16 protein-coding genes are annotated in these 17,471 nt (G+C 62.1%); 10 read left to right on the top strand and 6 right to left on the bottom strand.

The features are described from left to right. Positions 1-463 precede the first annotated feature (463 nt). The 4 genes from ACP4XC_RS05150 to ACP4XC_RS05135 all read left to right on the top strand — a co-directional run bounded on the left by ACP4XC_RS05150 (position 464) and on the right by ACP4XC_RS05135 (position 4,478). Positions 464-1,414, top strand: coding sequence for a DUF262 domain-containing protein (locus tag ACP4XC_RS05150; protein ID WP_427173792.1), 951 nt, complete (start codon positions 464-466; stop codon positions 1,412-1,414). 8 nt (positions 1,415-1,422) lie between these two features. Beyond that, entirely contained in the window at positions 1,423-2,379 is a 957-nt protein-coding gene (locus tag ACP4XC_RS05145; protein WP_427173791.1) for a hypothetical protein, read from the top strand. A 324-nt stretch (positions 2,380-2,703) separates the two neighbouring features. Next, positions 2,704-3,636 (top strand): NaeI family type II restriction endonuclease, encoded by a 933-nt coding sequence (locus ACP4XC_RS05140; protein WP_427173790.1) that lies wholly within the window; start codon positions 2,704-2,706, stop codon positions 3,634-3,636. Next, positions 3,633-4,478 (top strand): HNH endonuclease, encoded by an 846-nt coding sequence (locus ACP4XC_RS05135; RefSeq protein ID WP_427173789.1) that lies wholly within the window; start codon positions 3,633-3,635, stop codon positions 4,476-4,478. Before ACP4XC_RS05140 ends, ACP4XC_RS05135 begins: the two co-directional genes overlap by 4 nt. On the opposite strand, the gene ACP4XC_RS05130 is transcribed toward ACP4XC_RS05135, so the two are convergent. Together ACP4XC_RS05130 and ACP4XC_RS05125 are read right to left on the bottom strand one after the other, a co-directional pair. Further along, entirely contained in the window at positions 4,471-5,478 is a 1,008-nt protein-coding gene (locus ACP4XC_RS05130; RefSeq protein WP_427173788.1) for a DNA cytosine methyltransferase, read from the bottom strand. The two genes, ACP4XC_RS05135 and ACP4XC_RS05130, sit on opposite strands and share 8 nt — an antisense overlap. A gap of 540 nt (positions 5,479-6,018) precedes the next feature. Continuing rightward, complete coding sequence (locus ACP4XC_RS05125) at positions 6,019-6,981, bottom strand: DUF3883 domain-containing protein (protein WP_427173787.1); 963 nt, start codon at positions 6,979-6,981, stop codon at positions 6,019-6,021. Positions 6,982-7,325: 344 nt separating this feature from the next. Here ACP4XC_RS05125 and ACP4XC_RS05120 point away from each other — a divergent pair, with 344 nt between their 5' ends. Together ACP4XC_RS05120 and ACP4XC_RS05115 are read left to right on the top strand one after the other, a co-directional pair. Next, a complete protein-coding gene (locus tag ACP4XC_RS05120; RefSeq protein WP_427173786.1) occupies positions 7,326-8,402 on the top strand; it encodes a LacI family DNA-binding transcriptional regulator in 1,077 nt (358 codons plus the stop codon). Positions 8,403-8,417: 15 nt separating this feature from the next. Next, positions 8,418-8,639, top strand: a complete 222-nt coding sequence (locus ACP4XC_RS05115; protein ID WP_427173785.1) for a hypothetical protein — start codon at positions 8,418-8,420, stop codon at positions 8,637-8,639. Positions 8,640-8,898: 259 nt separating this feature from the next. Here ACP4XC_RS05115 and ACP4XC_RS05110 read toward each other — a convergent pair whose 3' ends face one another. Beyond that, positions 8,899-10,311: an amino acid permease gene (locus tag ACP4XC_RS05110; RefSeq protein ID WP_427173784.1), complete on the bottom strand. Its 1,413-nt coding sequence runs from the start codon at positions 10,309-10,311 to the stop codon at positions 8,899-8,901. 51 nt (positions 10,312-10,362) lie between these two features. Continuing rightward, positions 10,363-11,460 carry a histidinol-phosphate transaminase gene (gene hisC, locus ACP4XC_RS05105; protein WP_427173783.1) on the bottom strand — a complete coding sequence of 366 codons (1,098 nt, stop codon included), beginning with the start codon at positions 11,458-11,460 and terminating at the stop codon, positions 10,363-10,365. Positions 11,461-11,553: 93 nt separating this feature from the next. On the opposite strand from hisC, the gene ACP4XC_RS05100 reads away from it, so the two are divergent. Further along, complete coding sequence (locus ACP4XC_RS05100; RefSeq protein ID WP_427173782.1) at positions 11,554-12,057, top strand: Lrp/AsnC family transcriptional regulator; 504 nt, start codon at positions 11,554-11,556, stop codon at positions 12,055-12,057. A gap of 119 nt (positions 12,058-12,176) precedes the next feature. Next, positions 12,177-13,850: a thiamine pyrophosphate-binding protein gene (locus tag ACP4XC_RS05095; protein ID WP_427173781.1), complete on the top strand. Its 1,674-nt coding sequence runs from the start codon at positions 12,177-12,179 to the stop codon at positions 13,848-13,850. Here ACP4XC_RS05095 and ACP4XC_RS05090 read toward each other — a convergent pair. Then, positions 13,847-14,923, bottom strand: a complete 1,077-nt coding sequence (locus ACP4XC_RS05090; protein WP_427173780.1) for a methyltransferase — start codon at positions 14,921-14,923, stop codon at positions 13,847-13,849. The genes ACP4XC_RS05095 and ACP4XC_RS05090 overlap by 4 nt on opposite strands. A 312-nt stretch (positions 14,924-15,235) precedes the next feature. After that, a complete protein-coding gene (locus tag ACP4XC_RS05085; protein WP_427173779.1) occupies positions 15,236-15,847 on the bottom strand; it encodes a hypothetical protein in 612 nt (203 codons plus the stop codon). Between the two features lie 229 nt (positions 15,848-16,076). Between ACP4XC_RS05085 and ACP4XC_RS05080 the strand changes: the two genes are divergently transcribed. Both ACP4XC_RS05080 and ACP4XC_RS05075 read left to right on the top strand, forming a co-directional pair. Then, on the top strand, positions 16,077-16,748 hold the full coding sequence (locus ACP4XC_RS05080; protein WP_427173778.1) for a DUF998 domain-containing protein: 672 nt from the start codon (positions 16,077-16,079) through the stop codon (positions 16,746-16,748). Positions 16,749-16,796: 48 nt separating this feature from the next. Further along, entirely contained in the window at positions 16,797-17,435 is a 639-nt protein-coding gene (locus tag ACP4XC_RS05075) for a hypothetical protein (protein ID WP_427173777.1), read from the top strand. Positions 17,436-17,471 lie beyond the last annotated feature (36 nt).

Below are 17,471 nucleotides of genomic sequence, written 5' to 3'. Positions count from 1 at the left end.
GTCGAGATGTTGAATCTCGCAGGAGAGCCCAGGGCTGAATCAGCGGTGTCGAGGACCGATGCCACTGGCCTGCTGATCTCCTTCTGGATCCTCCTTGTTCGGGGTTGTAGGATTCTTGTGTTAAGGCCAACCGAAAATTGGGCCAGAACATGATCCGCGAATCAGCGCAGTGGTCAGCCCCCTTCATCAGGTCAACCCAACATCGGGAGGCTCCGATGCGGTGCGCTGAACAGTAGCCGCAGTACGGGTCGGATCCACCCCGGGACTGGCGAAGACTTTCCTCCACGCTGCGATTCAGTAATCTCACTCAACATGTGACTTGTGGAACCAGGCCTGTTCGACGGCTAGATGGCAAGAATTCTTTGGGTCATGTAAATTCATTCCAGAACAGTCGCCCACCGGGAAGCGGAACTCATCAATGCAGCGTCGACCAAATACTCAAACTGTACAGTGGTTTCTTGAGATGGACGCCTCCAAACAGCTGGACCTTGACCCCAAGTATCAAAGGCGATCAGTCTGGAACGATGAGTATAGAAGATTCTATGTAGATACTATTCTTCGTAACTATCCTTCGCCTGCCATATATCTGGAAATAGAGACGCGCCCAGCAACACCGACGATGTACCATGTTATTGACGGAAAGCAGCGACTAGAGACTCTAATTTCATTTACTAAAGATGATTTTCATATCGGAAGCTACTTTGCTAGCGAAGGATTGGAGAATGCATATTATTCCGATCTTCCTCCCGAGCTGCAAGATTCCTTTGTCGACTACGTTCTGAGTGTTGAAAACATTACACGAGCGAATTCTGAAGAAATCAAGTCCGCCTTTGAGCGGCTCAACAAAAATACCGCAAAACTAAATCGGCAGGAACTTCGAAAAGCCCAATATGAGGGCGCCTTTATTACAAAAATGACTGTCTTGGCTGAAGATCCCTTCTGGACCACGGTCGGTGTGGCGAGCCGAGCTAGAATTTCCCGGATGCTGGATGTCGAGTACGTCTCCGAGATCTACTTGCTGACTATGCATGGTATTCAGGATGGCAGCCCGAACTCACTCGATAAATTCTATGCAGAGTACGACGAGGAGATACCGTCGGAGGACTCAAGCGACATTCGATACTACGCTGCACTGCAGTGGTTGAAGGAAATCGACATCCAAGGGACGCGATGGAACAATTTGGGTGACTTCTATGGAGTCTGGGCCGCCGTCCTAGACCTAATTGATAAGAATGAACTGCCCGATCACACCACGGCCCTCGATCGCCTCAAGAAGTTCAGCGAGCGTGTGCAGGAGCCCAGCGCAGACGTCGAGTTGGAGTACAGTGACGCGGTGCGGCAGGGTACGAACAAAGAAGCATCTCGCAGGACCCGTGCAGCAATTGTCACACGCATCATTCTCGACAAGCTGTAGCCAGATCGTTGCGGATTCCGGACAGCGTCGCGTTTGCCTACGACAGCGCCCTAGACACAATAAACTCCCTTGCGGAAGTAGCTGGCACACGACTCCAAATCATATGTAAAGAGAAGAACTGGCTATTTGACCAGCGGATAAAGTCAATTGAAAGTTGTCTTTCAAAACTAGAGACGGGATCCGCTCCACTCGATCAGCTTCACGATTTCTACGCGACGACAGTTGTCGTTCCTACACAGAATGAGATAGAGCCCGCCTGCCAAGTCCTTCTGTCGGAATTTGAAGCCTCGATCAAAGAAAAGCCAATGGCTGCGGCCGAAAGTTTTGTCTATGACGATGTTCATATCATTGCGCGCCTTGAAGGCAAGGTGAGTCCCCGCGCCGTTCCTTCTACAGCCGTGCTCCGACGAGAATTCGAGATCCAAGTAAGGACCGGAGTTCAGTTCGCTTGGTGGCGAGCAACCCACGACGCGATGTATAAGAGCAGCGACTCGGCATCTCACGGCTGGCAAATGCGTAGGACTGCTGGTCAGGCCAGGGCGGCCCTTGAACTACTCGACGGCCTTCTGTCCGATCTCCCGAGAGCTGCCTTACTGCAACGCGCGCCGCAACACCCTGATGTCGACGACATGCTCGCACAAAAGTGGCTAAGCTTGTGGCCGATCACGTCTCGGCCTAGAGACGCCTATCGCTATTGCCGCACGGTTGATCGACTCCTGAAAACTTGCGACCTCACATTCGACCAAGTGGACTCCGTGATTATGGCAAGTTCCTTCTCTCCCATTGTGAATGAGAGGGAAATTACGCCAACTCAAGCCGTCCTGGTTGCAATCGAAAGGATCATTGGCGCTTCACTTGGTAGCTTGCTGCTGAGCGCCAACGGGAAGGTCTTGGTGACCGATGAATTGATTCAAGTTGCTCCTACTTTGGCTGGCCTTCCGAACGAAGTCGTTGCTAAGCCATAGGCCCGATACAGGACAGCATAATGATCTGATGACCGAAGTGTGTTGAGGCAGTGGGCGAAGAGGAAGGATCGCCACCGAAAACGCCGCCAGCTCGCCACGCCGTGGCCGCCAATAACAGCGGGCTCTTGGATGCAAGGATCTGACCGAAAGCACAGCACCGATATCAAAGTGATAAATACGTTGGATTTTTTCCAGCTGAGCTGAGTTTGCGACGAGTGTACTACCAAATCTCACTACGTTTATCCTACGTTTGCACACGAAGGTTACGGATACCGATCTATTCTCTTTTCTGACGCGCCGTGCCTGTGCAATAGGGTAATGGTCATGTTGCCCTTTGAGCTAGACGAGCTTTCCGCCGCTGAAGACCTTGAACTTGAAGCAGTCGCCGCGACACTCCTGGCAGCGGACCCCGACGGCAGCCGGATGGCCCATGTCTTTCGATCCACCTTTGACCAGCTCTATGACGGCCAGAGGACGGGGCGCTATCGCTGGGATCAGCTGTTCAAGACGGAGAAAACGCACTACGGTACCCTCATCGAAATCAACCTGCAGCGCGAATTTGGCTTCGATGATGGCCAAATCCTGGACTATACGATCGCCGGGTACGAGGTCGATAGCAAGTACTCTGCAACAGCCCAGTGGATGCTCCCGCCTGAGAGCATCAACCATCTCATCCTGGGTTCCGTTGCAAGCGACGAAAAGTCCGCTTGGAGCATAGGACTTGTCCGCGCCACGCCAGAAAACCGCAATGTGGGCATGAACCGCGATCAAAAAGGAAGCCTCAACGCGCTCGGCAAATCCCGCATCAAATGGCTGTTCAGAGACGCTCCTATGCAGCCAAACATCCTATTACAGCTTCCGGCCGCACACGTAGCTAGGATCTTCGCTCCACGAAGCGGCCAGGCTCGGGTCAACGAGTTGTTCCGTGTAGCTACCAACATGCGGATCTCTCGTAACATCATCGCGACCGTCGCCCAACAGGATGATTTCATGAAAAGGGTCCGCGAGAACGGCGGCGCACGCAGTGTCCTACGGTCGGAGGGCTACTTAATACTCGGAGGTGATTACAGCGCGCAAACGGCCATCGCACGATCACTCGGCTGCACCGTGCCAGAGCCCGGCGAGCTGGTCAGCATCCGCGTTGGGCCTGTCGACTTCGCAATGGCGAACTCAGTCAATCTCGAGGGCCGATACTGGCACCGCATTGAAGACGACCATACAACTACAACGCCCGCACCCAAAGTCCTCGCCCAGTGATCGCTGACTTTCTCCTATTGCCGCAGCCTGGCAGTCCCGAGCTTTATGATTTGATCGCGTCCGACCAGCACCGAGTGCTATACAACTTCCTACATGATCGAAAAGACGATCCCCCAACGATGGTGGAAATTCGGGCTCATGCTGCCACCGTCGCGGGCGCCAGCCGTTCCCAAACAGATCGTCGAGTTCGCGACCTTCGAGACGTCTACGGGATTGAGGTGTCTTGTCGGCGCATCAATGGCAAGTCGAAGTACATTCTCGAAGGACTCCGAGATCCTAGCGTTCCTCGAAGGATCGCAATCTCACGCCGCCTTCGGGCTCAGGTCCTCCTCAGCCAGCGGTGTGCGCAATGTGGCAAGACGCCGAATGACGACGCAATCAAACTTGAGGTTGACCACAAACTTCCCCTCACCTGGGGCGGGGACAGCGACATAGATAACCTCCAAGCTCTATGTCACGAATGCAACAACGGTAAGCGCGACTACTTTACATCTATCGATCAACACGCAGATAAGATGCGGGCCGCCGCTTCCTGGCTCGAGCCGCACAAGCGTATCGGTGAAGCGCTGAAGGCCTTTGAGGCAGCCGGTGAGTTGGCGCCGAGCCAGATTATCGCCGTCGTCGCTTGCATGCACCAGTTCCAAGAAGACTGGCAGAAGCGCATGCGCGAGCTAAAAGAACTCGGCTGGCAGTACAGAGTCCACTATCGATACGAGGACGGACGCAAGCGTAGCCACTACGAGCTAACAGCCTGGACGCCATGGCCGCATGGCGATATCGCCGCGGAGATTCGCCGGCGCGAAAGGGCGCGTAAAGCCGATAAGAAGTCGGCTTCTAGCTAACAGCGCGTAGGTGTCGCTCCACCGACTCCTCAAACTGATTGTTGGCAGGAGCCTTGACGCCCAAGGCAGTGGCTATGGAAGTCCCGATGGCTGCTGCAACCGGCGGCGGGAACGCATTCCCAATCTGTCGGTAGACGGACGTCTTCTTGCCAGAGAACTGCCAGTCCAGAGGGAAGCCCTGGATGCGGGCAACCATTTCGTTGGTCAGGCGAGGAATGTGGTTCATCGGCATCTCAAACCCCGGAACTTCATTGGCGATGCCTTTGCCGTCGACCCCGAGCTGAAGCCAAGCCGCTTTAGCCCGCGTCGGCCCAAGGTCAGCGCCCCCATGCTTCTTGGAGCCGCCGACAACAGTCGGGGCAATACCGTTTGCGTTCATAGCCCAGGCCGTAGCACCGGCCCAGCCGCCGCTCTCCATCATCGGCAGAAGTACTTCTCCGACGGTCGGCGGTGTGCCATGTGCAGCGGGCCAGTCAAACTTCTTGTGGTAACGCTTCTTTACCGCCACGAGAATGAACCGGGGTCGGAGCTGAGGGACGCCAAATTCGCTCGAGTAGAAGAGCTGCCAGTCAGCCTCATAGCCAAGCCCTTCGAGTGCATCAAGAATCGACTGACGGTAGGTCGAAAACCTAGCCGATGCTAGGCCTTTGACATTCTCCAGCATTACGGCAGAAGGCTTAGCCTCCTCCACGAGGCGTAGCGCTTCTGGAAAAAGATCACGCTCGTCGTCGGCGCCAAGCTGCTTTCCAGCGATGCTGAACGGCGGGCAGGGTACTCCCCCAGCGAGCAGATCGATCCCTTTGTAGTCCTTGCCGTTGACTTCTCGGACGTCACCATGGTGAACGTCCCATGAGGGTCGATTGAGGCGGAGGGTGGCGGCGGCGTCCTTGTCGATCTCGACGGCAAGCGAATGACCGAACCCAGCTTGCTCCAAACCAACTGACTGACCTCCAGCTCCGGCACAGATTTCGAGCACAGTAAGTTTGGAGGTCGTAGTCATGTCGTCCATCATCTCATTTCGACTGGGCTGGTCTTTGCCATTTAGGCATCTGCGTCTCACCATGCCAGAGGCCTCCGACATTCGCGGGCAGCATGCGATAGGTTCCCCAGCCGCGTCTCCTTGCTCGTGACTTCGACGATTTCTTGGGCGCTAGGAAGGGCTTCGATCGACATGATTGGGCAGCCAGCTGTCGGCCAAGCCGGGCGGCGCGTACGGAAACCGTTAGCCACGCACGGAGGGGTAGGGTGCGACCTCCTGCATTCCCGACCCGCAACCTTCGCTCAAGGAACTAGCCATCTCGACATAAGACACAGATAGACAACTGGGCGGAAGCCATTGATGGCTCGCATGCTGGCCCCACTGTTCCCCAACAAATCATGAGTTCTGGTGTTCATCCGGGCTGAAACTTGTGGCGGCCCGAGCTAGCGTGATCCATTAAATGCGCGACGGCCGGTATGCGCTGGCCCTGGCTGGTTTTCCCTCTGCGAAGGAAATCTGTGGTTCAGCGTAACTGAAGTGTTTGAAGTGTGCCACGGACGCCTAGGCAGGACGCGGCAGCGCCGTAAAGCCGTTTGATTCTAGGATGCAGCTAGCGTCGAGATTCCCGCGCAACCGAAACCAAGCCGGGTCATGCCCGAAGTTGAAAACGCGAACCAGATGGTAGGCGTCGGCTTGCTCTTTGGAGACTTTCAGCTCATTGGTGGTTACGAAAAACGGTGTTTCGGCGCGTGATCTTGTGGTTTTCACCTCAATCAGTTTTTCTTTGCCGCTCTCTTCAAACGAAAGGATGTCATAGCCGTCCCCGTCGCCCCGCGACTGGCTGACGTGATCGATCTTTCTAGCCAAATTGGCTTTGCCTGCCTTGACGAGTCGCCGATATTCGAGGTCGGCTACCGCAAGCTCTCCTGCCAGCCCGAGCGCGCGATTTCTTGCTTCAATGGCCGCGTAGTCCGGGCGGAGGGTCTGTGCGCTGGTCCACCTCGACGATTCCGGGAGAATGATCGAGGGGACGCTGGCACTATTGAAATCAAGCGTGCTAACGGGGCTCGCCTGGGGCGCCTGTAAAGCTTCGGCCAGCACAAGCTCAATGAGAGATGCGCTGGATGCCAACTGGCGCTGAACCTCGGGAACCAAGGACTGCTGATAGTTCTGAGCCGGCTGGTAGCCGCGAATGGGCCGCAACCCGAGCTTCATCAGCACTGCGGAGATGTTCTGGTGTTTAAATTCAACAGCTGATTCAGACCGGTTAGAGAGCAGTGGCAAGAGCGCCTTCCTGAAGTGGCTCTTAACGTAGGGCTCGCCGGACACCTCCAACCGCAACATGTCCAAGTAACTTCGGACGGTCGCCGCCACCTCACCCTCGGACCAATCCGTTGGCTTGCTTGCCATGCCGTCCCCCAGTTTCCCAAAATATCGTTTGCTGGCCCAGGGTACATCACGATGTTGGGCATCGGGCATCTCTGGCCGCACGCGAATAATGTAGTCGCTAAAGGCAACGGTCACTGGAGCTCCCCGCGGATGGGCTTCGGCCAGCAGTGTGCCAGCCCAAGCCACAAGCCAGCCTGCACGGCTGCCTGCCCTGAGGACGAAATCGCAGGGGGAGGCACTCGTTGAAAAGGTCCAGGGAACTAATGGTCAACGAGTCCGCCGGGGCAGACGGAAGGTCGGTGGCAGGACTTGGCCTATGCGGTGCCGGCTCTACCCCCGTTTACGAAATGCAACGCGATCCCGCGACCACCCCTTACTGTTGATCCCGCAAGCAACGAAACCGTTTACGTAAACCGTTTGCGTAACCCGCTACGCATCCGGGCCATGCAGCGAGCAGCCACCCTCAGGGAGGAGGAACAGTGGTCGCTATCCGCGATGTCGCCAAGCACGCCGGCGTCTCTCCGGCCACCGTCTCCCGGGTTGTCAACGGACTCGTGGGCTACTCCGACGAGACCCGGGAACGGGTCGAGACCGCAGTCAAGAGCCTCAGCTACGAAACGGACTACCTCGCCCGGGGCCTCAAGACCCGGCAGACCTCCGTGATCGGGCTGCTCGCCCCGATGGTTTCGGATGCCCTGGCCTCCCAGGTCATGCAGGGTGTAGAGGAGGAAGCACAGGAACGCGGGTACGCGGTGATGCTCGGCCGCACCGGCGCCAAGTCCGCCTACATCGCCGGCTACCTCCGGACGCTGCGCACCTACCGGGCCGCGGGCGTCATCCTCATCTCCGCGGTGATCACGCCGGAGACCAGGCAGCTACTGGGGGCCAACGTTCCCATCATCTCCGTCGCCATCAGCGACAGGTCGGGCTCGCCCAGCGTGGCCATCGACGACGAGCAGGCAGCCTATGACGCGACCCGTCACCTGCTGCGCCTCGGCCACCGGCGCATCGGCCTCCTGACCGGGGATCCGGCGTCGATCTACGTCGCCCGGCCCCGCAACCGCGGCTACCTGCGCGCCATGACGGAAGCCGGCTGCACCCCGGTCACCGCCACCGACAGCTTCTTCTACGAAAGCGGCGCCGCCGGCGCCGCAGAACTGCTCCGGCAGGAACCCGGCCTCACCGCGATCTTCGCGATGAGCGACGAGATGGGCGCCGCCGTCGTCAATGAGCTGCAGCGGCGCGGGCTCCGGGTGCCGGAGGACGTCTCCGTCCTCGGCTTCGACAACACTTCCACCTCTGTGCACGTGAACCCACCGCTGAGCACCATGGCCCAGCCGCTCGAGAAAATGGGGCGGATGGCCGTGAAAAAGCTGCCCCGCTCCCGCGACCTCGGGCCGAAGATCATGCCGCACCGGCTGATCGAACGCGGCTCCACCGCGCCGCCCTGGACCCCGGTACCGCGTCATTGCCTACTCGTTTCGCGGCATCGTCCGTGGGCTCCTCCGGGCTCGAAGCGACGGTCAGCGCCGTCGCCGACCTCGGTCCACGGCTGACGGTGTCCTTGAAATATGCCGAAGACTGCCTCGGGCAGGACGGAGTCGCGGCCCATCGCGTACAGCAGGATGGAGGCGCTGGCCTGCGCGGCGAGGCCGGAGGCGAACTGCACCAGCATCGGCCGGCCAGGAACACCACGCCGAACAGCTGCCCGCCGATCTGCAGGGGCGATGGAGCTGGCCGCGGAGACCGAGTCCTCGAACATGCCGCCGGGGTGGACCAGCTGGGTCACGTAGAGACCGCAACGAAGATGCCGCCGCCGGTCAGCGCACGAGCACGATGGCGCGGGGCACGGTCCTGCAAGGTTCGACGGTTTCCTCGGTGAGAGTGGTGACAGCGTCGAACCCCCAGGAACGAGTATGCGACGATGGCGCGCCGGCGGAAATGGTGGTGAAGCTGGCGGTGTCGGCAAAGCATTGCGAAGGGCGCGCCCGGCCAGACCGGACGCGCCCTCCGCGTGCACCAAACCCGCGATGTGGGTTCACAGCACCTGATTCAGTCGATGAGCACCGGCTGCTTGGCACCATCCGAAGCTTCGACAACCGGCGAAACCTTGCCGTTCCGGTGATGAAGCCAGTTCGCCGCCGCCAGAAGCGCCACTAGCGTGAAAGTGCTCAGGAGCTGGGGACGGGAATCCTCGCCGATGAAGCCCACCGTGAAGATCGCCGCGAGGATGACCAAGCCAAAGCACGTGAGCCACGGGAAGCCGGGCATCCGCAGGGGAAGCTCCGTTCCCTCGCGGTCGGCGCGGAGGCGCAGCGCGAGCTGGGCGAGAAGCGCAGACGTCCACACCAACAGGCACGTCGAACCCACGATGTTGAGCAGCACGGGTAGGACCTTCTCCGGGAAGGCCAACTCCAGCACAACCGTGACAACGCCGAAAGCGACGCTGGCCAGGACTGCGACAACCGGCACACGCGCCTTGGACACCGAGGCAAGCAGGCGTGGTGCCTCACCCCGCTCGGCGAGGGAGTACGCCATCCGCGATGCTCCGTAGAGGTTGGCGTTGAGGGCGGAGAGCAGTGCTGCGACGGCTACCAGGGTGATGGCGGTGGCCGCGCCGGGCATGCCGGCGGCGTCCAGCACCGCGGCGAACGGGCTCTTCAGCCCCGCCGAACCGACGGGAACCACGGCTGCGATGACGAAGATGGCGCCGATGTAGAAGACCAGGATGCGCCACAGCACCGTGCGGACCGCTTTCTTCACGCTGCGGGCAGGTTCGGCCGTCTCAGCTGCCGCCACGGACACGATCTCGGTGCCGCCGAATGCGAAGGCCACCACGAAGAGTGCCGTGGCAATCCCGGCGAAACCGTTGGGCGCGAATCCGGCTCCGGTGAAGTGTCCCAGACCCGGCGACTGGACGCCCGGCAGCCAGCCGAAGAGCAGGGCGGCACCCACCAGGAGGAACCCGACGATTGCCGCCACCTTGAGCAGCGCAAACCAGAACTCGAACTCGCCGAAGTTCTTCACGCTGGTGAGGTTCACGGCGGTGAGCACCACGATGAACACGAAGGCCATCAGCCATACCGGCAGGGCGGGGAAGATGGTGGCCAGCAGGCCGGCCGCACCGAGCGCTTCCGCGGCGATGACAACCACCAGCTGCAGCCACCAGAGCCAGCCCACGGTGGCACCGGCCACCGGACCGTAGGCTTTGGCGGTATAGACGGAGAAAGCGCCGCTGTCCGGGTTGGCAGCGGCCATCTCGCCGAGAGCCCACATCACCAGGATGATGAGGGTGCCGGCCACGAGGTAGGAGATCAGCACGGCCGGCCCGGCGGCCCGGATGCCTGCGCCGGAGCCGATAAAGAGGCCCGCGCCGATGGCACTACCGAGCCCCATCATGGTGAGCTGGCGGGGTTTAAGTGCGGCGCCAAGTGGGCGGGCAGACGTCATTGTCTGTTGTTCCATGAGGGTTCCTCTGGTTGTCGGTGGAACGGATTGGTAAAGATCAGAAAGTTCCTAGGCTGCGTGGGCTTCCAAAACCCGGAGCACGCGATCGTTGGAGGCGGGGCCGGCAACGGTGATCCGCACACCGTCCCCCTGGTATGCCCGGACCATGATGCCCGCGCGGTCAAACGCGTCCACCAGCCTCGCCTTGAGGCGGTCCTCCGCACGGATCCACAGGAAGTTGCCCTGGCTCGCCTGCAGTTTCCAGCCCTGGGCTTCCAGCTGCGCGGCCATCCGTGTGCGCTCCTGCCTGACGGCGGCCACCCGGGCTTCCATCTCGTCCCCCGCGTCAAGCGACGCGATGGCCGCCTTCTGGGCCAGCGCGCTCACCGAAAAGGGAAGGGCGGTCCGGCGCAGCCCCTCGGCGATGTCCGGCGCCGCCACGGCGTATCCCACCCGCAGGCCGGCGAGTCCGTAGGCCTTCGAGAAGGTGCGCAGGACGCAGACGTTCGGGTACCGACGGTAGAGCGCCAGGGAATCGGGGCCGCTGCCCGCTTCGGCGTATTCCACATAGGCCTCATCGATCACCACGAGGATGTCGGACCGGACCGCTTGCAGGAAGGCCTCGACCCGTTCGTGGCTGATCGGCACGCCGGTGGGGTTGTTGGGGGTGCAGAGCAGGATCACCTTGGTGCGGTCAGTGACGGCCGCAGCCATGGCCTCGAGGTCGTGGCCCTCGGCGTCGTCCAGCGGGATGCGGACCGGCCGGGCGCCCGCCAGTTCAACCAGGATGGGGTAGGCCTCGAAGGAGCGCCACGCGAAGATCACTTCATCCCCGGCGTCGCACAGTCCCGTGATGATCTGCTGGAGGACGCCGACGCTGCCGGGTCCCACCGCCACCTCTCCGGCTGTGACGCCAAGGTGGCGGGCAATCCGTTCACGGAGTTCGACGGCGGCACTGTCAGGGTAGCGGTTCATGGTACCGGCCGCTGCGGCCACCGCTGCGGCGGCAGCGGGCAGTGGCTCGTAGTGGCTTTCGTTGCTGGCGAGGGCTGCAACGTCCACGCCGGCGCTGCGCCGGCCCGGGACGTAGGGCGGGAGGCCAGCCACCGCGCCACGAAGGGCGGGGAGCACGGTGTCCGGTGCGGTTAGGAGCTGATCACGGGTCATGAGCACCGATCATGGTTGTGATTCGGCCCACAATGCAAGATACGCTCAACCCATTGGGACTTCTGCTCAACTTCAACAGTCTGTGGTGAAAATATGACTATCCCGAACCCCCGCACCGTGGATTCCCTCGACGGCAGGATCATCCTGGCCCTCGACAAGGACCCGGAAGCCAGCGCCCTAGCACTCTCACGGACGCTCGGCGTAGCACGGAACACGGTGCACGCCCGACTGGCACGGCTCGAGCGCAGCGGCGCCCTCCGCTCCTTCAGCCGGAGGCTGGATCCCGCCGCACTTGGCTATGACCTCATGGCCTTCCTCTCGCTGTCCATCAGCCAGACTCGAACAGGCGCGGTGGAAGACGGGCTCGCCGCGATCCCGGAGGTCATCGAGGTGCACGCCACCACCGGGGACGCGGACCTCATGGCCAAGGTGGTGGCACGCAGTACGGCCGATCTCTACCGCATCACCAACCAGATCCTGGAAATCGAGGGGATCCAGCGGACCAGCACGGCCATTTCCGTTCTGGAACTCATGCCGCCCCGCTACGACGGTCTCCTGAGCCGGCTCTCGGAGCAGGAATCCCGCCCCTCCGATTAAGGGCGGGTGACGCACACCACAAGTGGGCATATTTTCACTTCTGCCACCCGCGCCTGCCAAATATCCCATCGTAATCCGCGTCTCTTGCCTATTTGTGGGCCAGCGCACAAGATTTCTGCATGACTTCACTTACCGTCTCCGGCCGCGTGGCGCAGGTTCTCAGCAGCTACCTCAGCGATGTCTTCGGCGTCATGGGCAACGGAAACGTCTACTTCCTGGATGCCGCGGAAAAGCTGGGCCTCCGCTTCTCCGCCGTCCGCCATGAAGGCGCCGCAATCGCCGCGGCCGACGCGTACTACCGGACGTCGGGACGTCTCGCAGCGGGCACCACCACCTACGGCCCCGGCTACACCAACGCACTCACCGCCCTCGCAGAGGCGGTCCAGGCACAAATCCCGGTCGTACTAGTCACCGGGGACGCTCCCACCAGCGGCGCCAGGCCATGGGACGTGGACCAGGCGGCAATCGCCGCAGCACTCGGCGCGGCCACCTTCACCGTCACCCGCGACGCCGCGGGCTCCATCACGCAGCAGGCGGTGGAATACGCGCTGACCAGGCGCACCGCCGTCGTCATTGCCATTCCCTACGATCTCGCGGCACTTGAGGCGGCAGACGAGGAACTTCCGGCGCCGCTGGCACCGGTGGTGAGTGACGACGTCGACGGCGGCCTTGGGCAGGTAGCCCGCCTGCTCGCCGGGGCGAAGCGGCCGCTGATCCTCGCCGGCCGCGGTGCGCACCTCGCCGGAGCCGGCCCGGAGCTCCGGGAACTCGCCGACCGCCTGGGCGCGCTGACCGCCGGAACGGCCCTGGCGCTCAACCTCCTCCAGGGCGACGGATACCTCGGCGTCGCGGGCGGTTTCGGCACGGACACCGCGGCCGGGCTCATGGGTGAGGCCGATGTGGTCCTCGTGGCCGGGGCAAGCCTGAGCGCCTTCACCATGCGTTTCGGGCACCTGCTCGGCCCGGACAGCACCGTCATCCAGATCGACTCAGCCCTGCAGCCGACGCACCCCCGGGTGGATACGTTCGTCAGCGCGGACGCGAAGACTGCCGCGGGACGCATTCTGGGGATCCTGGATGGCACGTCCTCGCCGAACGCCAGCCGCGCAGGAGAGTGGCGCGCAGAAGCCCGCAAACGAGTGGCCGAAGGACCGGCCCACCACCCAGGCTCCGACGAGACCGCGGATGGCCGGCTGGACCCGCGTTCCCTCGCAACCGCTTTGGACGCCGTGCTGCCGGAGCGACGCACGGTGGTCCAGGACGGCGGGCACTTCCTCGGATGGGCACCCATGTACTGGCACATCCCGCGGCCCCAGGACCTGGTCATGGTGGGGACCGCCTACCAGACCATCGGGCTGGGCCTTGCCAGCGCCGTCGGGGCAGCCCGCGCAGTGGAGGACGGCCGCACCCTGGTGCTGGCCTCCGGCGACGGCGGTTTCCTGATGGGCCTGTCCGACCTCGAATCGCTGATCGGGGCGGCGGCCAGCGCCGTCGTGGTGATCTACAACGATGCCGCCTACGGCGCCGAAATCCACCAGTACGGCTCCCAGGGCCTGACCGAAAAGCCCATGCTGATCCCCGAGGTGGACTTCAGCGGCGTCGCCCGCGCGCTCGGTGCCGAGTCGGCGATCATCCGATCGCTCGCAGACCTTGAGTCGCTCAAGGACTGGATCGACGCCGGCGCCAGGGGAACCTTCGTGGCCGACTGCCGGATCACGTCGAGCGTCCGGGCACCGTGGATGAGCGAATGGATGGAGGCCTCGCAGGCCGCGAAGGCGGCGGTGGCGGGCTAGCGCCGAACAAGCCGCCACAGGGACGTGACCTCGGCCGTGCGCGCCTCGAACAGAGGATCGTCGCGGTCCGATGCCTTCGGATGCGTTGGCTTGGTGTCCAGCCGTTCCACCACTTTCAGCCCGGCCGCCTCGATGGCGGTCAGCAGATCCTCACGCGTCCGCAGGCCAAGGTGCTCGGCCAGGTCGGAGAGGACCAGCCAGCCCTCCCCGCCCGGTTCCAGATGGTCGGAGAGTCCGTTCAGGAAGCGGAACAGCATCCTGCTCCCGGGGTCGTAGACGGCGTTGTCCAGGGTGGAGTGCGGCGTGGCCGGAATCCAGGGCGGGTTGCACACGATGAGGGGTGCCCGCCCAGGCGGGAACATGTCGGTCAGGACGGCCTCAGCACGGTCCTGGACACCGAGGTTCCGGAAATTCTCAGCGGCGCAGGCGATTGCACGCGGTTCATTGTCAGTGGCCACCACGCGGCGGACGCCACGGCGCGCGAGGACGGCAGCGAGCACCCCGGTGCCGGTTCCGACGTCGAACGCCAGCGTCTCAGAGGACAGCGCGGCGGCGGCCACGAGATCCACATACTCGCTCCGGGTGGGGAAGAATGTGCCATAGTGCGGGTGGATGCGGCCCTGCAGGGCATCGACGTAGACGCCATTACGTCGCCACTCGTGGGCGCCAATGGCCCCGACAAGCTCATGCAGGGACACAACGGAAGATTCGCCGATCTCACCGTACGCTTCAGCGGCGGCCTGCCGGATGTCCGGTGCGCGGCGCAACGGCACCACCGGACCCGGATCAAGAGGAATCAGCAGCAGGCCGAGAACGCGTGCACGGTGCGAGCGGGACTGGCGGTGCCGATAGAACTTATCGGCCGGAGTTGCTGCGATCTCTTTCTTTCCGGCGCCTATCCGCCGGTCCAGGGCGTTGAGGATCTGCCGTGCGTTGTGGAAGTCGCCGTGCCAGAGCATCGCGATCCCCTGTGACGCCATCCGGTTCGCATCATCGGCCGTGAGGGAGTCGGATACCACTTCGACGCGCGTCGGCGCCGGTCTGCCGTTCGCCGAACGCCATCGCGCGGTCATCCTGATCCCGGCCTCGGCCCAAGTCACAACGGCCGGCTCATCCCCTGCAGCTGCGCGCACGGGATTGGGGACCGGCGTCGGGATTCCCACGGGGGCTGGTGTGTCAATGCTGATAGAGGATCCATTCCGAGCATTCGGGAGCCGATCGCAGACTGACCATTGCGGTGGCGATTCGACGACGTCCAAGGCTGCGGCCCAGCTTCCAGACCCCTCATCCGGCTGCACGCCGGGCTTGGTCGATGGCCGCTGGGGCCCTTGAACTACATTCTCAGGATACAGGGGTGCCGCGGCCGCGCTGCGAGACCCCGCGTTTTAGGTCGTCAACCGCTCAGTTGCGTGCTTGTTCAGGGGCGTCCGTGCAGGGATTTCAGTGCCGACGGAAGTCCCTGCAGAGATCTGCCGCTTGACCTGCTCAAGCTCATCTTTGAGCAGATCAACGGTGGCACGGTATTTTTCGAAGTCCGCCGAGCGGCGCCTCGCCATGGCAAAGCTGATGACTGCGGCGAGAATGGCAAGCGGGAACGAAAGCAGCAGGGCCCAGCCGGACACGGCAAGGAAGTCCAGAGCTACGGGAAGTGCCTGCTTGAATGCCAGGAAATCGTTCACCCCACCGACCACTCCCTGCAGAGCGGAGTCCAGTGGGCCAAGGTACTGCCCCACGATGGGCGTCTGGGAAAACGACGGAGCGCTCAACGGCGCTTCTCCCCCCGCCGACCAGCGCGAATCACGGAAATTGTTCAGGACGTAGATCCCTGCACCCGCATTGAGGGCCGCGAACAGCAGAACAGCTCCAAGCGCAGTCCAATGAAGCCTGCGCCAACGCCAGAGGCCAGCCACAAGCGCGAAGACGGCGGCCGCAATCCAACAAAAGCTGCGGAGTTCGTCGCGGCTCAGGCCGCCCAGTAGATCCAAGGTATTCCCCACTTAGTGATGCTTGATCGGTCCCAAGCAATGCCTGTTCAGGTCCCAAGGGAGCCTATCCCAGTCACCCCAGTCATGCTGCGGTAGTTACGGGCGAATGGCAAAGGCCGTTCGGCCCTAACTACCTGCGGCAACCGGCCTAAAGCTTTAAATAGATAAGGTGCTGGGGCGGACGCCCGCGGGCCCCTGCACCGAGCCTTTGCCAGACCGCGGGCTCTGAGGACATTCGGACATGTCAATCGACAAGCGCCGGCTCCCGCAGTTCAAACGGGTTACACCGCCGGGAGGCCGCCGCGTTGACGTCCTGCGAAAGGCCCTTCTCGCCGCAGGAGCGCTGTCTTCACTGCTCTACGTGGTCGCCACAGACGTCGTTGCCGCGTCTATGTGGGACGGATACCGACGCACCGAACAGATGGTGAGCGAGCTCTTCGCCGTCGGCTCCCCCGGCCGGGACGTCCTGCTCCCATTCACGTGGCTCTACACGGCGCTGTTCACCGCGTTCGGGGTAGGCGTCTGGAACTCCGTGCGCGGCAACCGCGCCCTGCGCATCGGCGGCGGCCTGCTCATCGGGTATGGGCTCTGGAACATCATGGGCGCCCTCTATCCGCTGACGCTAGGGGACGATGCTTCCATTCCCATGCATATCGTGGCCACCAACATCCAGCTCGCCCTTATGGTCGCGGCAATGTGTTTTGTGGCTGCGGGATACCCCGGCCGGATGCGCGCGTATTCGATCGTCTCGCTTGTTGTTTCCGCGGTGATGGGCGTGGTGGCGTTCATGGCGGCCCCAGGACCGAACCTCGTGCTGGGCATCAGCGAAAGAATCAGCATCGGGGCGTTCCTGCTCTGGGTCGCCATCCTCGCGGCCGCGCTGTGGAAGCGGCCTGCGGCTGACCCGTACTAGATGGTGGCGCGCTCCGAGGCCGCCCTGTTTCCGTGGAAGTATTCACCTATGACTATCGACGGCGACACCGCCAAACTCCTAGCCTTCATTGACTCCCACGGCATCGACGCCTCGGCTGAGGTCAGCCGTGGTTGGGCTTCCGTCGGAGCGATCATTGTCGATGCCTCCTTGCAGCGACGGCAGAATTACGAGACAACAGTAAAACCGCGCGTTGACGCCCTGGTTGCCGCATGGCCCGATGCACAAACCACGAGTGGGTTCCGGAAACGTCTTGCGACGGGAAGCCTCTCGGAAGTCATCGATTGGCCGTCGCCGGGCCGTCTTGCCCAAATAGACGACTTAACACGTGTTTTTGAGGATCAGGGCGTCGAAACTGTGGAGGAACTCCGGGCCAGACTCGTTGACCCAGCAGAACGGCCGGTATTTCGTGATGCCCTCGCAGGTGTACGTCATGTAAGCCCCAAGACGCTGGACTACATCGACGTTCTCAGTGGACTCCCAACCCAGGGGACTACTGACGTGCGGATTCGGAGAGTGGCCGAGGCCGCAGGCATCGAGGACACCTCTTACACCAACATGTCGGCCGTGATCCGCGCTGCTGCAGACTCACGTGCGTGGCGTGCTGAAGACCTCGACGCTGCACTATGGCACGTCGGTATTGAGAGCACTTCAGCGGCATCCGACTAGGGAGTTCAGAACTCGCACCTTAGTCGATGCCTTGGT

The sequence above is a fragment of the Arthrobacter sp. 92 genome, from assembly GCF_050260325.1.
Lineage (GTDB): Bacteria > Actinomycetota > Actinomycetes > Actinomycetales > Micrococcaceae > Arthrobacter.
This window is presented reverse-complemented; position numbering and strand designations above follow the sequence as displayed.